This window comes from Luteimicrobium album, assembly GCF_030161555.1.
GTDB classification, from domain to species: Bacteria; Actinomycetota; Actinomycetes; order Actinomycetales; family Cellulomonadaceae; genus Luteimicrobium; species Luteimicrobium album.
The window spans coordinates 133,361-151,243 of record NZ_BSUK01000001.1; the positions used below are offsets into that span (position 1 = coordinate 133,361).

Annotated in this window: 15 protein-coding genes and 1 pseudogene; 2 read left to right on the plus strand and 14 right to left on the minus strand. The window is 71.7% G+C overall.

The window, feature by feature from the left end; genetic code table 11:
• Positions 1-10: 10 nt before the first annotated feature.
• The 8 genes from QQK45_RS00795 to QQK45_RS00830 form a co-directional block, all read right to left on the minus strand.
• The gene (locus QQK45_RS00795) at positions 11-1,030 is read right to left on the minus strand and encodes a prephenate dehydrogenase (RefSeq protein WP_284291377.1); all 1,020 of its coding nucleotides are present in this window, start codon (positions 1,028-1,030) and stop codon (positions 11-13) included.
• A gap of 23 nt (positions 1,031-1,053) precedes the next feature.
• Positions 1,054-1,974 carry a prephenate dehydratase gene (locus tag QQK45_RS00800; RefSeq protein ID WP_284291379.1) on the minus strand — a complete coding sequence of 307 codons (921 nt, stop codon included), beginning with the start codon at positions 1,972-1,974 and terminating at the stop codon, positions 1,054-1,056.
• A complete protein-coding gene (locus QQK45_RS00805; protein ID WP_284291381.1) occupies positions 1,971-2,516 on the minus strand; it encodes an ACT domain-containing protein in 546 nt (181 codons plus the stop codon). Before QQK45_RS00805 ends, QQK45_RS00800 begins: the two co-directional genes overlap by 4 nt.
• Before the next feature lie 331 nt (positions 2,517-2,847).
• A complete protein-coding gene (locus QQK45_RS00810; protein ID WP_284291383.1) occupies positions 2,848-4,605 on the minus strand; it encodes a VanW family protein in 1,758 nt (585 codons plus the stop codon).
• Positions 4,606-4,813: 208 nt separating this feature from the next.
• Positions 4,814-5,203: a hypothetical protein gene (locus QQK45_RS00815; protein ID WP_284291385.1), complete on the minus strand. Its 390-nt coding sequence runs from the start codon at positions 5,201-5,203 to the stop codon at positions 4,814-4,816.
• 120 nt (positions 5,204-5,323) lie between these two features.
• Positions 5,324-6,268: a PIG-L family deacetylase gene (locus QQK45_RS00820; RefSeq protein WP_284291387.1), complete on the minus strand. Its 945-nt coding sequence runs from the start codon at positions 6,266-6,268 to the stop codon at positions 5,324-5,326.
• 265 nt (positions 6,269-6,533) lie between these two features.
• Complete coding sequence (gene typA / locus QQK45_RS00825) at positions 6,534-8,465, minus strand: translational GTPase TypA (protein WP_284291389.1); 1,932 nt, start codon at positions 8,463-8,465, stop codon at positions 6,534-6,536.
• Positions 8,466-8,688: 223 nt separating this feature from the next.
• On the minus strand, positions 8,689-10,509 hold the full coding sequence (locus tag QQK45_RS00830) for a dipeptide ABC transporter ATP-binding protein (RefSeq protein ID WP_284291392.1): 1,821 nt from the start codon (positions 10,507-10,509) through the stop codon (positions 8,689-8,691).
• Positions 10,510-10,535: 26 nt separating this feature from the next.
• On the opposite strand from QQK45_RS00830, the gene QQK45_RS00835 reads away from it, so the two are divergent.
• The gene (locus tag QQK45_RS00835; protein ID WP_284291394.1) at positions 10,536-11,165 is read left to right on the plus strand and encodes a PH domain-containing protein; all 630 of its coding nucleotides are present in this window, start codon (positions 10,536-10,538) and stop codon (positions 11,163-11,165) included.
• Between the two features lie 26 nt (positions 11,166-11,191).
• Here QQK45_RS00835 and QQK45_RS00840 read toward each other — a convergent pair whose 3' ends face one another.
• Together QQK45_RS00840 and QQK45_RS00845 are read right to left on the minus strand one after the other, a co-directional pair.
• The gene (locus QQK45_RS00840; protein ID WP_284291396.1) at positions 11,192-12,268 is read right to left on the minus strand and encodes an ABC transporter permease; all 1,077 of its coding nucleotides are present in this window, start codon (positions 12,266-12,268) and stop codon (positions 11,192-11,194) included.
• A pseudogene (locus tag QQK45_RS00845) lies at positions 12,265-13,724 on the minus strand (ABC transporter permease). The gene QQK45_RS00840 and the pseudogene QQK45_RS00845 overlap by 4 nt, the downstream one beginning before the upstream one ends.
• On the opposite strand from QQK45_RS00845, the gene QQK45_RS00850 reads away from it, so the two are divergent.
• Complete coding sequence (locus QQK45_RS00850; protein ID WP_284295141.1) at positions 13,639-13,818, plus strand: hypothetical protein; 180 nt, start codon at positions 13,639-13,641, stop codon at positions 13,816-13,818. The pseudogene QQK45_RS00845 and the gene QQK45_RS00850 sit on opposite strands and share 86 nt — an antisense overlap.
• Before the next feature lie 227 nt (positions 13,819-14,045).
• Here QQK45_RS00850 and QQK45_RS00855 read toward each other — a convergent pair whose 3' ends face one another.
• The 4 genes from QQK45_RS00855 to QQK45_RS00865 all read right to left on the minus strand — a co-directional run bounded on the left by QQK45_RS00855 (position 14,046) and on the right by QQK45_RS00865 (position 17,872).
• Positions 14,046-15,215 carry an ABC transporter substrate-binding protein gene (locus QQK45_RS00855; protein WP_348525104.1) on the minus strand — a complete coding sequence of 390 codons (1,170 nt, stop codon included), beginning with the start codon at positions 15,213-15,215 and terminating at the stop codon, positions 14,046-14,048.
• Complete coding sequence (locus QQK45_RS21690; protein ID WP_348525105.1) at positions 15,212-15,835, minus strand: periplasmic substrate-binding domain-containing protein; 624 nt, start codon at positions 15,833-15,835, stop codon at positions 15,212-15,214. Before QQK45_RS21690 ends, QQK45_RS00855 begins: the two co-directional genes overlap by 4 nt.
• 287 nt (positions 15,836-16,122) lie before the next feature.
• The gene (locus QQK45_RS00860) at positions 16,123-17,244 is read right to left on the minus strand and encodes a DUF3592 domain-containing protein (RefSeq protein WP_284291398.1); all 1,122 of its coding nucleotides are present in this window, start codon (positions 17,242-17,244) and stop codon (positions 16,123-16,125) included.
• A gap of 7 nt (positions 17,245-17,251) precedes the next feature.
• The gene (locus QQK45_RS00865; protein ID WP_284291400.1) at positions 17,252-17,872 is read right to left on the minus strand and encodes a DinB family protein; all 621 of its coding nucleotides are present in this window, start codon (positions 17,870-17,872) and stop codon (positions 17,252-17,254) included.
• Positions 17,873-17,883 lie beyond the last annotated feature (11 nt).

A 17,883-nucleotide genomic window follows, 5' to 3' on the forward strand; every position in this document is an offset into this window, starting at 1 on the left:
CTCCCGGGGGCTACTTCGGCGAGGGCGGCGGGACGGCGAGGGTGATCGCGTCGCGTCCGGTCCGCGCGACGACGGCGCCCGCGGCCCCGAGCGAGACGAGCCGCTCGCGCCACCCCGGCTCGCCGAGCGCGACGGTCTCGGTGCGCGGCGACGCGTCGCCGGCCGCTGCCTCCGCCAGTGCCGCACGGACGGGGTCGGCGGCGTCGAAGAACGCCGTGACGGCCGCGTCGTCGCCGCCCTCGAGAGCGTCGGCGAGGGCGTCCAGGTGCCGGGTGGCGTCCCGCAGTGCCCCGACGACGGCGTCCGCGTTCCCGGCGACCATGGCCTGCGTCCGGCGCGGGTCGGTGCGGGCGACGCGCGTGCCGTCGCGGAAGGATCCGGCCGCGAGCCCGAGCGCGAGCGCCCGGGCGGGTGCTGCCGTCGTCAGGTTGAGCAGCTCGGTCGCGAGGACATGCGGGACGTGCGACACGAGCGCCACGGCGGCGTCGTGGGTCGCGTCCTCGACGACGCGCGCCACCCCGCGCAGCGGCCCGGCGATCAGCGCGAGCACCCGGAGCAGGTCGCCGGCCGCCGTCGTCGGGGCGACCGTCACCGCCCACGTGCAGCCCGGGAGCAGGTCGTCGCGGGACGCGGCGAAGCCCGACTCCTCGGTGCCCGCCATGGGGTGCGCGCCCACGTAACGGTCCTCGAGGCCCGCGACCCGGGCCGCGGCGCGCACGGGCGCCTTGACGCTCCCGACGTCGGTGAGGACGGGCAGCGGGCCGCCGTCGGCGACGAGGCGGGGCAGCTCCGCGGCGAGCTCGGCCAGCACCGCCGGCAGCGCGGCGAGCGGCGGGGCGAGGACCAGCACGTCGGGGCGCTCCACGAGCACCTCCGCCGCACTGCCCACCGTCCGGACGCCGGCGTCCCACGCCTGGGCGCGGGTCGCGCCGTCGGGGTCGGTCGCGACCACGTCGACGCCCGCGGCCACGAGCGTGCGAGCCACGGAGCCGCCGATCAGGCCGAGCCCGACGACCCCCACGCGGGTCACGGCCAGTGGCGCCTCAACCCCGGTCACCACAGCAGCTCCCGCGCGACGTCGGCGGTGGCCGCGCTGCCGTCGACCGAGCCGGACGGGACGTGCTCGAGGTCGAGGACCTCGGCGCGGTCGACGCGCTCCGGGAACGCGGCGAGGGTCTTGAGGAGGTGGCCGTCGTCGAGCAGGCCCTGCAGGACGACGCGGAGCGCGAGGTCCACGGGCGCCGCGTCGACCGTGAGGACGAACACGTAGCGGCCCGCGACCTTGAGCGGCCGCGTGATGAGGCTGGACAGGTTGAGACCGCCCGCGCCGAAGGCCGCCAGGATGCGCGCGAGCACGCCGGGGCCCGCGACGACGGGCGTGACCGCGACCATGGTGCGCCACCGCGCGCCGGGGGCCGCGTCGGCGGCCGAGGCGAGGGCGGCCCGCGCGTCGGACCGCCGCGCCAGGAGGAGGAACTGGGTCCGCGCGCCCGCGAAGTCCTGCACGTCGCGCTCGTACGTCTCGAGGCCGTACAGGTCGCCGCACAGGCGTGGACCGAGCGCGACCTGGTGGGGCGTCGCGTCGCGGCAGGCGGCCGCGTTCGACGCCGCGGGCACGGGCGCGAGGCCGGTGCGGGCCACGAAGCCCTGGCACTGCGCGAGCCCGTGCGGGTGCGCGGAGACCTCGGTGAGCTCCGTGGCACCCGGGCGGACGAACGCGTCGAACGCGATCTCGAGGACGGCCTCGTCGATCCCGACGACGTCCTCGGACGCGAGGAGCGCGTCGAGCGACGGCACCACGTACCCCTCGACGGTGTTCTCGATCGCGACGACGCCACGGTCGGCGCGGCCCTCCTCGACGGCGCGGTACACGTCCTGCACGGTCGGCAGCGCGACCGGCGTCGTGCCCGGCCAGGCCAGTGCGGCGGCGTGCGTGAACGTGCCCTCGGGGCCGAGGTAGGCGACCGTCGTCATGCGGGCACCGCCGTCTGCGCCCAGCGGGGCGTCACGGCGTCGGGCCCGGGCTCGAAGCTCGCGCCCGGGAGGACGGCGAGCACGCGGTGCGCGACCGTCCGCGCCGCGAGCTCCCCGGTGAGGGCGTCGAGGACGTCGTCGGACGGGCACGAGAACGAGCTGAAGAAGACGTGCGGCCCGGCCTCCGAGCGGTGCGAGCGCAGGTGCTGCAGGTCGATCCCGGCGTCCGCGATCACGCCGAGCGTGTGCTGGAGCGAGCCGCGGTGGTCGTCGCGCGGCCCGAACGCGAGCCACACCTGGGCCGGGCGGTCGAACGGCTCGGGCCGACGGTCGGCGGTGACGAGGCCGTACCAGAGGGGCGTCGGGTCGGCGAGCCGCTCGGACTCGGGCAGCTCCGCGAAGCCGTCGGGGATCGCGGAGCGCTCGACGAGCAGCGTCCCCGCGGGGCCGGCGAGGGCGATGCGCTCCGCGACCGGCGTGCGCGTCGGCACGAGCCGCGGGCTCGCGCCCAGCGCGCGCAGCCGGTGCCGGCAGTCGCGCATGCCCGCCTCGTCGACGACGACCGCACCGGGGGTGCGGTGACGCGCCCGCCCGCACGCCCGACCCACGCCCACTCGCGGGCCACGCCCACGCTCGCCGTCACGACGACGTTCGAGGGCGCCGCGAGGAGCGCGCGCTCGAGCTCCGGCCCGGGCTGCTGCGGGTGGTCCAGGTACATGACGGCTGCCAGGTCGGCGAGCTGCGACACCGTCTCGAGGGTCGCCGTGGTGCTGCCGAGGTCGAGGAGATCGCCCCCGTCCCCCCAGCCGACCGCGCGCGCCGCGGCCCGCGCGTGCGGCCCCGACTCCCTCTCGCTTCGCCCGAGCACGAGCGTCACCCGTCACCTCCACCAGACGTGCAGACCCTGCGGTCCTGCGGCTTGTAGGTCCACTGGTTCGTCTCGTCCTTCACGACCGAGCCGTCGCGCGAGACGAGGCGCCGGACACTCACGTGGAACCCGGGCTGGCCGCCGGCGTCGGCGACGCAGCCCGCGGACGAGTCGTGGACCGTGGACGGCTCGACGACGTTCGTGCGGGGGCTCGTCGTCGTCTGGACCGTGTAGTACTTCGTGCTCCACAGGGCGACGTGCAGCTTCGCGTCGTCGAGCCAGGCCTGCACGACCACCCCGTACGGCGTGTCGTTCGCGAACTTCATGTCGATGAGGCCGACCGCGATCGTCGCCTCGCGCCCCTCGGGGTAACGCGGGATCCAGTACGAGTGCGGCTGGTGGGTCACGATGTCGAGCCCGGCGAAGAACGCCGCGTTGTAGGTCGTGGTGGCGACCTGCGAGAGCCCGCCGCCGATGCCGTCGACGAGCCGGCCGCCCTCGATCACGTGCGCCTCGTGGTAGCCGCCGGCCGTCGTGATCGGGCTGAGCGCGTCGACGAGCGAGAAGGTCTGGCCGGGCTTGACCAGGTCGCCGGTGATCTTCGCGGCGCCGACCTCGAGGTTCTTGGTGCGGACCGGCTCGTTCGTGAGCGGAGTCGCGAACTCGGAGACCTTCTCCGTGACGCCCAGCTTCTGCAGGTCGGCCGTGGTCGTGGCGGGCTCGACGGTCGTGAGCTCGACGGTCGCGGTCCGCCCGCTGTCCTTCGCGGCGGCGGCGGTGACCGCCTTCGCGAGCGCGTCGGCGTCGAGCCCCGTGCCGTTCTTCCCGTCCGCGATCGTCGGCTTGTCGTCCGTGAACGTGAAGCGGGCGTCCTGGGCGGACGTCAGGAGCTTGGTGCTGCGCGCGAGCACGTCGGTCCGGAGGGTCTGGGCGTCGAGCTTCAACGTGAGGGTCGACCCGTCCGGGACGAAGCTCGCCGCGCCGGCGAGGACGTCGCCCGGCAGGCGGACCTTCTGCCCGCCGACCGTGAGGTCGACGGGCGAGGACGTGACCGTCCCGGCGAGCACCATGGCGTTCTGGACGGCGTCCGCACCGACCTCGGGCCGGACGGTCGTCGTCGGGAGCTCGAGCGCGCCGCTCGCGGTGAGCCACCCGTCGGTCACGACCTTGCGGGCGGCGCCGCGGTCGAGCGCCGTCCCGTTGCGTGGCGCGACGCTCGTGGCCGCACCGTCGGAGAACGCGACGGAGCCGTTCCGTGCCTTCACCTCGACGGCGTCGCCCACCGTGCCGAGGGCCGCCGTGAGCTTCGCGGTGTCGACCCTCGTGACGGGCGTGACCTCGGACCCGCCGAAGACCGCGTGCCACAGCCGCGACGGCGCGAGCGTGAAGGAGACGAGGGGGTCGACCGTCGCGCGGGCGTCGAACGTCAGGCCGGCCTTGCGGGGGTCGAGCTGCGCCTTCTTGCCGGCGGCGACGACGGCGACCGGCTCGGTCGCGCGGTCGCCGAGGCGATCGTCGAGGGTCGCGGCGGCGTCGTCGACGGTCTTCCCGCCGATCTCCACGCCCGCCACCGTGGTGCCGTGCGCGATCTTGTCGGAGACGAACCACTGCGCGGCGACGTAGGCGCCGACGAGCGCGACGACGACGACCCCGAGCGCGACCAGCGTGCGACCGGTGCGGCCGGGCGCGGGCTCTTCGCCCAGACCGCGCAGGATGTCGTCGGTCGGGGGTGCGCCGGTCGGCCCGCCGGGCGGGACGGGCACAGCGGCCGGGACGGGCGCGGGGGCAACGGCACGGGCGGGATCACGACGGTCGCGTCGTCGGGCGTGTGCGGGGGCGGCGGGGTGGGCCCGGGCGCCCCGTCGGGGCGTTCTCCGGTGCCGGTGGTGGCGTGCTCGTCCATGGGTGCTCCTGCGCTGACCGGGCCCGACGGCGCGGTGGGCGTGCGCCGTGGGTCGGCGTGTGGCGATTCTACGAGGTGGGCCGGCGGTCTCTGGGCTCGTCCGAGAACCACCCGCGCGGCGCGAACGCGCTGGCCGCGACGAGGAGGAACCCGCCGTACATCCACAGGCTGGCCCAGCGCTGGTGGGCGCCCGCGAGCACGTCCCCGCCGGGTCCGTGCACACCGGACAGGACGATGACGACGACGAGCCACCCGACGGCGTACGCGGTGTACGCGCCGTAGCCGCCCCAGGCGCGCGCGAGGATCGCGGCGGCGACGCTGAGGGCCAGCGTGAGGACGAGCCCGACGGGCCACGACGAGGCGGCGCTGACGTGGTCGGTGACGCTCCCCGGGAGCAGGGCGGCGAACATGAACGTCCCGACGGCGCCGACGAGCACGCCCAGCAGGCCCGAGAGCACGGCCCGGACCCAGCTCGTCCGCGCGCGGGGGCCGCGGGCGTGAAGCGCACCGGCGGGACCGGGAGGCCCGTCGCCGGTGGAGGTACCTGTCCCTGACGGTCGTCGGGGGAACTGTCGCGCTCACGGTGCCACCGTACCGGGCGTGGCTGTGCCGGCCCGGAAGGGCGCGTAGTGCTCGGCGGTCAGCAGCGGGGCGAGGACGTCGTTGCTGAGGGCGTACCACCCGACGAGCGCCTCCCCCGCGGCCGGGTCGGCCACCGTGACCGCCTGGACCTGGGTGGCGTGGGCGAGCAGCGCCGCGGCGACGCGGTCGAGCACCGGCCGGAGCGGGACGGCGACGAGCGCGTCGGCGTCGCCACGCCACCAGGTGACGACGGGCGGGAGCACGGCCTCGTCGGGGTCGGGCACCGCGAGGTCCGGCAGCCCGGGGGCGGCAGCGAGAGCGCGTCGAGCGGCGCGCACGTCCGCCTCGGGCTGGACGACGCACCACAGTGCGGGCACCGAGGCCCCGTCGCGGGCGAGCAGCTCGAGCGCCCGCACGGTCACCTCGTGCGTGCGCACGTGGTCGGGATGCCCGTACCCGCCCTGCGGGTCGTCCGTGGCGACGACGGCGGGCCGCCGCTCGGCCAGCACGACGGCGAGGCGGCCGGCGGCCTCGTCGAGGTCGACCCCGACGAACGCCCGCGGGGGCAGCCCTTCGACGGCCTGCGCCGCGATCCCGGGCGCGACCCACGCCATCCCGGAGTCCTCGTACCGGACGGAGGGGCCGTCGTCGGGCAGGGCGACGGTGTCCAGGAACACGTGATCCTTCACGCCGAGCGCGCGAAGCGCAGCGCCCAGCTCCCCTCGCGATACGCGGCCAGCGCAGGGCCGTCCCCTTCGAGGCGCCCGACGCCGGTGGGGTGCGCAGCGGTGTCGATGACCTCGCCGCGCTCCCCGGGTACAGGTCACCACGGTCACGGCCTCCCCAGCGGCAGCCCACGTGGCGACCAGCGCCCCGGTCGCCAACGTCTCGTCGTCGGGATGAGCATGCACGACGACGAGCCCGCCGGACGGCTCCACCATCCGGCTCTCCCCGCGCCCCCCGAGCGTCACGCGCACCGCCGGGCGAACCTCAACCCGCGCGGAACGCCCGCGCGGCCAGAACGAACCGCGGCTACGCCGTCGTGCACGAAGGCGACGGACAAACGAAGCGGCGGGCGGGGGTGTGCTGCGCCGTCGTGGCGGGGCTGGCGGGAGGCCGCGAGGAACGAGCGGCCGGATGGTAGACGGCGCAGCACACCTCCGTCCGCCGCGAACGCAACCCCGACGCCCCTGCCCACGAGAAGACTCAGCCCCGCTTCGCGCGAGCCGTAGCGCGCGCCCGCTCCTGCTGGTCGAGGATCACCTTGCGGATGCGCACGACCTCGGGCGTGATCTCCACGCACTCGTCCTCCCGCGCGAACTCGAGGGACTCCTCGAGCGTGAGGTGCTTCGGCGGGACGAGGTTCTCGAAGTTGTCTGCGGTCGACGAACGCATGTTCGTCAGCTTCTTCTCCTTGGTGATGTTGACGTCCATGTCCTCGTTGCGGGAGTTCTCGCCGACGATCATGCCTTCGTAGACCTCCTGGGTGGGGTCGACGAAGAAGGAGCCGCGCTCCTGGAGGTTGATCATGGCGAACGGCGTGACGGACCCGGCGCGGTCGGCGACGAGGGACCCGTTGTTGCGGGTCTCGATGGGGCCGGCCCACGGCTCGTAGCCCTCGGCGATGGAGGACGCGATGCCGGTGCCGCGGGTGTCGGTCAGGAACCGGGTGCGGAAGCCGATGAGGCCGCGGGCGGGGACGACGAACTCCATGCGGACCCAGCCGGTGCCGTGGTTGGACATGGTCTCCATGCGGCCCTTGCGCTGCGCCATGAGCTGGGTGACGGAGCCGAGGTACTCCTCGGGGACGTCGATGGTCATGCGCTCCATGGGCTCGTGGACCTTGCCGTCGATGGTCTTGGTGACGACCTGCGGCTTGCCGACGGTGAGCTCGAAGCCTTCGCGACGCATCTGTTCGACGAGGATGGCGAGGGCGAGCTCGCCGCGGCCCTGGACCTCCCAGGCGTCGGGGCGGTCGGTGGGCAGGACGCGGAGCGAGACGTTGCCGATGAGCTCCTTGTCGAGGCGGTCCTTGACCTGCCGCGCGGTGACCTTGTGGCCCTTGCCGCCCTTGCCGGCGAGGGGCGACGTGTTGATCCCGACGGTCATGGAGATGGCGGGGTCGTCGACGGTGATGAGCGGGAGGGGCCGCGGGTCGTCGGGGTCGGTGAGCGTCTCGCCGATGGTGATGTCCTCGATGCCAGCGACGGCGACGATGTCGCCGGGGCCCGCGGACTCGGTGGGGACGCGCTCGAGGGCCTTGGTCTCGAGGAGCTCGGTGATGCGCACGTTCTGGAGCGAGCCGTCGTGGCGCGCCCAGGCGACGGTCTGGCCCTTGCGCAGGGTGCCGTTGAAGATGCGCAGGAGGGCGAGGCGGCCGAGGAACGGCGACGCGTCGAGGTTGGTGACGTGGGCCTGGAGGGGCGCGTCCTCGTCGTAGGTGGGCGCGGGGATCTTCTCGAGGATGATCCGGAAGAGCGGCTCAAGGTCCTCGTTGTCGGGCAGGCCGCCGTCCTCGGGCTGGTCGAGGCTGGCGCGGCCGACCTTCGCGGCGGCGTAGACGACGGGGACGTCGAGGACGGCGTCGAGGTCGAGGTCGGGGACCTCGTCGGCGAGGTCGGAGGCGAGGCCGAGGAGGAGGTCGGTGGACTCGGCGACGACCTCGTCGATGCGTGCGTCGGGCCGGTCGACCTTGTTGACGACGAGGATCACGGGGAGCTTCGCGGCGAGGGCCTTGCGGAGCACGAACCGGGTCTGCGGGAGGGGGCCCTCGGACGCGTCGACGAGGAGGACGACGCCGTCGACCATGGACAGGCCGCGCTCGACCTCGCCGCCGAAGTCGGCGTGCCCGGGGGTGTCGATCACGTTGATGGTGATCCCGCCGGGCTGCCCGACGGCGGCCGCCGCGGGGCCGGCGTACCGGACCGCGGTGTTCTTCGCGAGGATGGTGATGCCCTTCTCGCGTTCGAGGTCGCCGGAGTCCATGGCGCGCTCGTCGACGTGGGCGTGCTCGCCGAAGGCCCCGGACTGCCAGAGCATGGCGTCGACGAGGGTGGTCTTGCCGTGGTCGACGTGCGCGACGATCGCGACGTTGCGCAGGTCGGGACGCACGGCGGCGGTCACGGTGGCCTCAGGCATGGAGGAACCAATCTTCGAAGAGGGAGGCGGCGCGGGGGCGGGCCCCGTCGCGAGGCGCGCTCACGAGGGTGGGCGCGCGCTGATCGACCCCTATCTTACCGGCCGCGCCAGGGCGCGCGTGGGCATCCGTTCGGCTGCTTCCCCAGGCGAAGAACAGCCGAACGGATGCCCACACGAGGAGCTCGGCGCGCGGCGCCCCGAGCCGCTCCGTCGACCCTCTCGGTCAGACCTTCTCGAGGAGCACGGCGCGCAACTCGCGGCGCTCGCGCTGCTTGTCGGGGTCGGGCAGCGGGACGGCGGCGATGAGGCGCTGCGTGTACGCCTCCTGCGGGTTGCGCAGGATCTGGTCGCGCGTGCCCTGCTCGACGATCCGGCCGTGCTGCATGACGACGATCCGGTGCGCGAGGACGTCGACGACGGCGAGGTCGTGGGTCACGAACAGGCACGCGAACTGCAGGCGCTGCTGCAGGTCCTGCAGGAGCTCGAGCACGTGCGCCTGCACCGAGACGTCGAGCGCGGACGTCGGCTCGTCGGCGACGAGGAGCTCGGGCGACAGCGAGATCGCGCGGGCGATGCCGACGCGCTGCTTCTGGCCGCCGGAGAGCTCGTGCGGGTACCGGTTGCGGTAGCTGCGCGGGAGCTCGACCTGGTCGAGCAGCTCCTCGATCTTCTTCTGCAGGCCGGCGCCCTTGGCCACCCCGGCGAGGTACATCGGCTCGCCGATGGACTCGCCGATGGGGAGGCGCGGGTTCAGCGACGACGACGGGTCCTGGAACACCATGCCGACCCGACGACGGAGTGCCTTGAGCTTCTTGCTGGTGGGCTGCGTGAGGTCGGTCCCGACGACGCTGAGTTGGCCTTCCACGACGGGGAGGAGCCCGACGGCGGCACGCCCGATGGTGGTCTTGCCCGAGCCGGACTCGCCCACGAGCCCGACGACCTCGCCCGGGCGGATCACGAGGTTCGCGCCCTCGACCGCGCGGAACGCGGCGACACGACCCTGCTTGGGGTACTCGATGGCGACGTCGCGCAGCTCGAGGATGGGCGCGGGTCCACCGTTCTGGGCCTCGCGTGCGGCCTTCTCGGCCTCCTCGAGCGCCCTGCGGTTCTGGGCCTCGCGCCGCGCGAGCTCCTCGGCGGAGACGTCGACGACGAGGTCCTCGTGGTGGCTCGCCGCCGCGAGCGCGGCCGTCACGTCGATCTCCTCGCCCTCCTCGGCGACACCGAGGTGCGGCACGGAGGCCAGGAGCTCCTGCGTGTAGGGGTGCTGCGGCGCGGAGAAGATCTGCTGCGCCGTCCCCTCCTCCACGATCAGGCCCTTGCGCATGACGACGATGCGGTCGGCCAGGTCCGCGACCACGCCCATGTCGTGCGTGATGAGGATCACGGCCGAGTTGAGCTTGTCGCGCAGGTTGCGCATGAGGTCGAGGATCTCGGCCTGGACCGTGACGTCGAGCGCGGTGGTGGGCTCGTCGGCGATGAGCAGCAGCGGGTCGCAGGACAGCGACTGCGCGATCATCGCGCGCTGCCGCTGGCCGCCCGAAAGCTGGTGCGGGTACGAGTTGAAGGCCTTCTGCGGGTCGGGCAGCTCGACGAGGCGGAGCAGCTCGAGCGCGCGGTCCTTCGCCTCGGCGGGCGAGATCTCGTTGTGCAGGCGCAGCGCCTCGATGATCTGGAACCCCACGGTGTAGACGGGGTTCAGGGCCGTCATGGGCTCCTGGAAGATCATCGCGATGTCGTTGCCGCGGATGTCGCGCATCTTCGAGCCGCCGAGGCCGCGGAGCTCCTGGCCCTGCAGCTTGATCGACCCGGAGATGCGGGCGTTTTTGGGCAGCAGGTCGAGGATCGCCATCGAGCTGACCGACTTGCCCGAGCCCGACTCGCCGACGATGGCGAGCACCTCGCCTGCGTGGACGGTGTAGTTGAGGCCGATCGCAGCCGGCACCCACTTCTTGTCCACGCCGAAGTCGACGGACAGGTCGCGCACCTCGAGCACGGCCTCGGTCGCCGTCGCCTGACGGTCGGTCCCGATCGTTTGGGTCATCGTGTCGCTCCTGGGATCATGCGCATATGAGTTCGGGTCGAGATGCCGGCAGCGTCCAGTCGTTCTGGCCCCGCAGCAGCCCCTGGCTGACGGGGGCGTCGTGGCTGCTCGCGGCGGGCGTGACTGCCACCCAGTGGCAGCAGCACGGCCTCGGCGGCCTGCTGCGCGTCGCACCGTGGGCGGTGGGCGCCGGCTATCTCGCGTGGCTGGTGTTCTGGCGTCCGCGGGTCCGTGTGGCGGAGGACGCCGTCGTGGTCGTGAACCCGTTCCGGACCGTCCGGGTGCCGTTCGCGGCGCTCGTGGACGTGAGCACGCAGTTCGCGCTGACGCTCGTCACGCCGCACGTGCGCGTCCGCGCCTGGGCGGCGCCCGGGCCGGGCCGCCACAAGGCCTTCACGGCGGGCCCCGACGAGCTCGACAGCCTGCCGGTCAGCTCGTACGACGCCCGGAAGTCCGTCCGGCTCGGCGACCTGCGCGGCTCGGCGTCCGGCACGGCCGGCGAGCTGGTCCGCGCGCGCTGGCAGCACCTCGTCGAGACGGAGGCCCTGGAGCTCGGTGTCGCCGACACCACGCCGGTCGACACGCGCTGGGACCGCACGGCGCAGGTCGTGCTGGCGGCGTGCGTCGTGCTCGGCGTGGTGGCCCAGCTGGTCTGAGCCACCACGCGCGTGCTCGGCGGACGTCATGGCCGTCCCGCTCCCGGCGCCTCCGAGGTGCCGTCCAGGGCGTCGTCGATCGGCGACTCGAGCGGGGCCGGTGCGACGCGCTGGTCGCCCTTGTCCTTCTTGAGGCGGAACTTCTTCTGCCGGGGGTCGAACGCATCGCGCAGACCGTCACCGACGAAGTTCACGCAGAGGCAGATGACCACGATGAACAGGCCGGGCCACCAGAACAGCCAGGGTCGCGTCGAGAAGGCGGCCTGGTTGTCGCTGATGAGCTTGCCGAGCGAGATGTCGGGTGCCTGCACACCGAGACCGACGTAGGAGAGCGCGGTCTCCGTGAGGATCGCCGACGACATCAGGAGCGTCGTGTTCACGGTGATGACGCCGATCGCGTTCGGCAGGATGTGCTTGAAGATGATCCGCCGGTTGGACGCGCCCGCGAGCCGGGCGGCGTCGACGAACTCACGCTCGCGCAGGGTCAGGAAGTCGCCGCGCACGAGGCGGGCCATGCCGGTCCACGACACGAACCCGAGGAAGATCGCCAGGAACCAGATCCCGCCCAGGTGCTGCGACGACTTCGCGATCACCGCGGCCGCGATGAGCGACGGGATGATGATGATCATGTCGGTGAAGCGCATGAGGATCGCCTCGGTCTTGCCGCGGAAGAAGCCCGAGGAAGCGCCGATGAGGATGCCGATCGCCGCCGCGACGATCCCCACGATGATCATGATCGAGATGGAGATCTGCGTACCACGCATGGTCATCGCGAACATGTCGCGGCCCACGCGGTCCTGACCGAACGGGTGCTCGCCGAGGTGGAACGGGAAGAGCTGCAGGGTCGGGTGCCCGCCGTTCATGATGTCGGGAGTCTCCTTGTAGGAGAACTTCCACCAGCCCGGGATCGGGCCGAGCCCGATCGAGCTGACCGCGAGGATCAGCACGAGGATGAACACGATGATCCCGATGACGGCGCCTCGGTGGTCCATGAAGCGCTTGAAGACGATGCGACCCTGCGACAGGCCGCGGACCTGCTCCTCGGGCTCCGGGGTCGCCGGAGCCGGGGAGACCTCGTCCATGTTGCTCAGTGGCGATGTCATGCCTTCACCCTCACTCGCGGGTCCAGCGCGGAGTACGCCAGATCAGCCAACAGATTGAACACGACCGCCGTGATGCCCGTCACGATCGCGACGCCCATGACGGGGTTGGGGTCCGTAGCCTTGATCCCCATGAGGAACAGCTGCCCCATGCCCTGGAACGAGAACACGTTCTCCGTGATCACCGCGCCGCCGATCATGCCGCCGATGTCGAACGCGACGATCGTCGCGAGGGGGATCAGCGCGTTGCGGAACGCGTGACGCGTCACGACGACCCGCTCCGACAGACCCTTGGCGCGTGCCGTGCGCACGTAGTCCTGCCCCATCACCTCGAGCATCGACGCGCGCGAGTAGCGCGTGTACGAGGCGAGAGAGATGAGGATGATCGAGATCGTCGGCAGGATCAGGTGCGTCATGGTGTCGAGCCCGGTGATCCAGAAGTCGCCGTCGAGACCGGGGATCTTCGATCCGATCGTCGGGATGGGGCGGCCCCGTACGAGCGGGTTGTCCGAGTAGGCCTGCCAGGACTGCATGAACCGGTCGATCACGATGAGGAGGCTCATGCCGAACGTGGTGAGCATCGCCGCGCGGATGGACTGGGTACGGTCGTAACCGCCCATGAAGTGGCCGATCGCCCAGGCGACCGCCAGTGCGACGACCAGGAGGCCGACGAGCCCCCAGAAGCCGGTGTGATCGAGCAGCGGCTGGAGCGCGAAGTAGGCGACCAGGCCGACGCCCACGCTGATCAGCGCCGAGTACAGCGCGCGCCTGTTACGCAGCCCTGCGAACAGCACGGTGGCGCCGTAGGCGATCGCGACGCCGGTGACGGCGATGACGACCGGACCGAGGGACGGGGTCTGGAACCACTTGGTCGCCGACAGGAAGACGAGCACGAGCGCTGTCACACCGGCCGCCACCACGAAGGTGATGCCGCGGCGCCGCCAGGTCCCGGCGACGATCACCGCCCAGACCAGGCCCGAGACGAGCGCGATTGCGACGATGACCCCCGGAGCGATGGTGGCCGTCGCGAGGAAGTTGTTGAACTTGATCGCGCCGAACTCCTTGAGGAGGACGGCGACCCAGAAGACCGGGAGCGAGAAGAACAGGAAGCTGATGAAGGTGACCGCGTAGTCGAGCGTCGAGTACTGGCGCAGCGCAGTCACGACGCCGATGGCGATGCCGAAGACGATCGCGAGCAGGGTCGCCGCGGTCAGGAGCTGCAACGTCGCGGGGATGGCCTGTCCCAAGGCCTCCGTGACGGGCTGGTTCTGGAGCGTGACGCCGAGGTCACACTGGCCGATGAGGCACTTCGACGCGCCGCCGAGCCAGATGAAGTACCGCAGTACCGGGGGACGTTCAGGTGCAGCATCTCGGTGCGCACGGCGATCTGCGTCGCCTTGCTGGGCGAGTTGCTCGAGCGGATCTCGGCGAGCGGGTCACCGGAGTACGCGATGAGCAGGTACACGATGAACGATGCACCCAGCAGGATGAAGACGGAGGCTACGAGCCTCCGGACGATGTACGAGAGCATCGGAGAGGGATTCCCGTCTTGACAGGGCCGGCCGCCACGGGGTCGCCGCGACGATGGGCAGCCTTTGAAGTCTAGGTCAGCGACCACGGTGCTCCGAATCGGGACCCGGGCGGCGGGGGACGACGATGTCCGCCTCGTTCCGTCGTGTCCGGGTTCGTCGGAGAACCCCGTGCCGACCGCTGGACCGGCGAAGGCGCCGGGACCCCGAGCGAGGTCCCGGCGCCTTCAGACCGGGTCAGTCATCGAGCGTCAGCTCTTGACGGTCCACTCCCAGACGTTCCACCAGACACCGTTCTGGTTCGGGTTGAACGTGTCGATGCCGGAGACGCGCGACGACTCCGCGTCGACGCCGATCGACTGGAACAGCGGCAGGCCGTAGGCGTCGCCGAAGATGTCCTTGTCGATCTGCTGCTGCAGCGACGTCTGCTCCGCCTTGTCGGTGGTCTGGATCAGCTTCGACATGGCCGCGTCGGCGTCCTTGTTGGAGTAGCCGTTGAAGTTCGAGCTCTGGCCGGTGCCGAAGATCTGCGGCACACCGGAGACGCCCACACCGGACGAGATCCAGCCGAAGATCGACGCGTCGTACGAGCCGTTGCCGAGACGCGAGCCCCAGTTCACGTCACCGTCGTTCTTGATCTTGAAGCCGGCCTTGGAGGCGGACTGCGAGATCAGCGTGAACGCGTCGACACGGTTCGGGTTGTCCGAGTTGTAGAGGATGTCGACGGTCGGGGTCGCGCCGTTGAGGAGCTTCTTGGCGCCCTCGATGTCGACGTCCGCGTAGTTGCTCGAGCCGTTGTTGGCAACCGAGTCGGCGTAGCCCTCCTGAGCCGGGACGAAGAGCTGCGAGTCGAGCACCTTGGCGCTCGAGTCGAGCGGCGTGATGATCGCGTCGAGGATCGCCTGGCGCGGGATCGTCTTGAGGAAGGCCTCACGGACGTTCTTGTCCTTGAACACACCGCTGAAGTTCAGGTCGATGTGGTCGTACGACAGCTGGTTGCCCTTGTGGATCTGGACACCGGGGACCTGGTCGAGCGCGGCCAGCGTGTCGGCGTTCGCCTGCGGGGCGATGACGTCGACCTCACCGTTCTGCAGCGCCTGGATCTGCGCCTGCGGGTCCGCGATCGTGCGGATGACGATCGAGTCCAGCTTGGCGGTGTGGTCGCCCTGGTACTTGGTGTTCGGGACGAGCGTCAGGGACTTGCCCTGGTCGATCGACGAGACGATGTACGGGCCGTCCGACAGGTACAGCGACGGGTCGCTCGGCAGCGTCTTGGAGTCGAAGCCCGTGTTGAAGTAGTCAGCGATCTTCTTGAGCGTCGCGTTCGTCTTCGCCGGCTTCGACGGGTCGCCCTTCGGCTGGTTCTGAAGCAGCTTGATGAAGTCGTCCTCGCTCGCGAGGCCCGCGTGCTTCCAGATCACGTGCGCCGGGGGATGCCCTGGATCGAGAAGGCGGTCTCCCAGTCGGCGAACGGCTTCGTGTACTCGATGGTGATCGACTTCTTGTCGTCGCTCACCGTCGGGAACTTGGTGTCGTTCAGACCCAGGGTCGAGCCGGCGTAGTCGAAGTAGTTGGTGCCCTTCGTGACCTTGCCGTCCGCGTCGGTCGTGCCGTCGTTGTACCAGCCCGACTCGACCGCCCAGGTCAGGAGCAGGTCGTCAGCGCTGACCGGCGTGCCGTCCGACCACTGCGCCTTGTCGCTCAGCGTGTACTTGACGGTCAGCGGGTCCTGGCTGGTGACCTCGTACGTGCCGAAGCTCGTGTCCTTCTGGACCTGGAGCTTGTCGTCGATGTAGTTGAAGCCCGACTGCGTCGCGAGCGACACCTTCGAGTTGATGTCGGTGTTGCCGTTCGCGGTGAGCGAGTTGAACGAGAAGAACGCGTTCACCTCCGCCACGGTGATGGTGCCACCGGTCTTCGTCTCCCCGGAACCCGTCGTCGTCGTCGACTTGGGGCTGTCGTCGGACGAGCTGCAGGCCGAGAACAGCAGGGCACCTGCGGCAGCGACCGCGACCGCGACGCCATATCGCCTGATCTTCAATGTTCCTCCTCGAGGGTGGACGTGCCCTGCACCGGGAGCCTCGCCGCGAGGGCGGCGGGGCTCCACGCCAGCGCGCAGGACCGTCGTTCGTGTGGGGCCACGGTACCCACGGTTGCGGTACCGGGCGGTAACCGCTACTGGCTGGTACGTTCGATCGTTATTGATTTGATACTGGCCGGTACGATCCGTTCACACGAGGTCCCGTCGAGAAACATGCGTGTAACAACAAACACGCATCGTCGCCCCACCAGCGCCTGACGAGACGGACGAAGCCGGCGGTCCGGTCGTCAGCGCGTCGCGACGACCGCGACGACGACGCCCACCACGGCCACCGCACCGCCGGCGACAGCCGCCACCAGCCCGCCGCGGGCGTTCGCGTCGAGCGCGGACTTCCACCCGGAGCCCGCGAGCACGGTGTCGATCCAGCGGGGCACGTCGGACGACGAGAAGTCGACGTCCACCTGACGCCCGACGCTGCCGTCGGTCCCGATGCCGTAGTCCACCCGCCGGTGCCGGGACCACACCCGTCCCGACTGCACCCGCCCGCTGCCGCGCAGCCCACCGACGCCGCCGGACCACTCGACGTCGTACAGCGTGTCGTTCCGGGCGTAGCTGCCGGGCTTCCTCGGGTGCAGCCGGCACACGAACGTCGACGTCAGGCGGTGCGCCTGGAAGAGAGTGAACCAGCGGGCGTTCGCGACGTCGTAGGTGACGTCGACGCCGCCGTCGGGCAGGGGCGTGACCGCGAAGGGCGCGTCCTCGGCCGCGCGCGCGAGCTGCGCGACGACCTGCTCCCACGGCCATGGGACGGGCAGGAGGCGCGGGTCCGCGACGGGGGCGGGCGCCGGGACGGCGAAGGCGGCGTCCGGCGCCGCGGGCAGACGCTTCGCCCGGCGCCGCCGTCCCCAGACGACGAGCCCCACGAGGATCCCCACCGCGATCACGAGGAGCCCGACCCCGATCCACAGCAAGACACGCGCCGTCGTCTTCGACGTCGTCTCAGCCGTCACCGCCTTGTCGGGCTGTCCCGGCGGGTAGAGCAGCTCGACCGTGTCGCCCACGTGGGGGTCCCGGTGGTCACGCCCTGCAGCCGCTTGCGCGTGAAGCTGTGGCCGTCCGCCTCGTAGTCGACGTAGATCCGGTACGTCGAGCTGCGGTGGTGGGTCCCCCTCCCCGGTCTCGCGGACGACGTCGCTGATCGTCGCCGTCGCCCGCTCCGTGTACGCCGTGTAGTCCTTCTGCGACACGCCGACGAGGACGCCGCCGAACAGCCCGAAGATCAAGGCGAAGAACACGCCGACGGCGACGAGGATGCGGGACTGCCGGGAGAAGCGTCGGGCGGGCGGCGTCGAGGTCACGCGCAGCATGATGGCACGGCCGCCCGTGCGGCCGGGAGGCGGTCCGCTCACGCGCGGGTCAGCCCGCGTCGGTCTCCGGGACCTGGTGGATGTCGCCCGCCTTCTCGGCGAGCTCGTCGAGGTGCGCCACGTAGGCGCCCCACCACGCGGCGTCGCGGTCCGGGAGGTTGCTGTTCGTCGCGCCGAGCCCGACGGCGCCGTCGAGCAGCTCGCGCACGATGTCGGCGTGCCCGGCGTGCCGGTCCGTCTCGGCGATCACGTGGACCAGGACCCGGTGCAGCGTGACCTCCGGCGTGCCCCACCACGGCACGACGCCGGGCGCGTCGAGAGGCAGCGCCTCGACCGTCGCGTCGGAGTGCGCCTGGACGCGGCGGTAGAACGCCAGGACGTCGCCGATCGACTCGTCGGCCGTGGCCCACATGTCGGAGTTGGGCTCGGCGTCGTCGTCCATCCACGGCATGGGCTCGGGGAAGGGGTGGCCGAAGCACGCGCCCAGGTACTCGGCCTCCGTGGAGGCGACGTGCTTGACGAGCCCCAGCAGGTTCGTGCCCGTCGGCGTCATCGGCCGACGCGCGTCGCGCTCCGACAGTCCCTCGAGCTTCCACTCGAGCGCCCGGTGCCCACTGTCGAGGTAGTGCCGGAGGGTCGCCTTCTCGGCTGCTGCGTTCGCGTCGGTCATGGACCCACGGT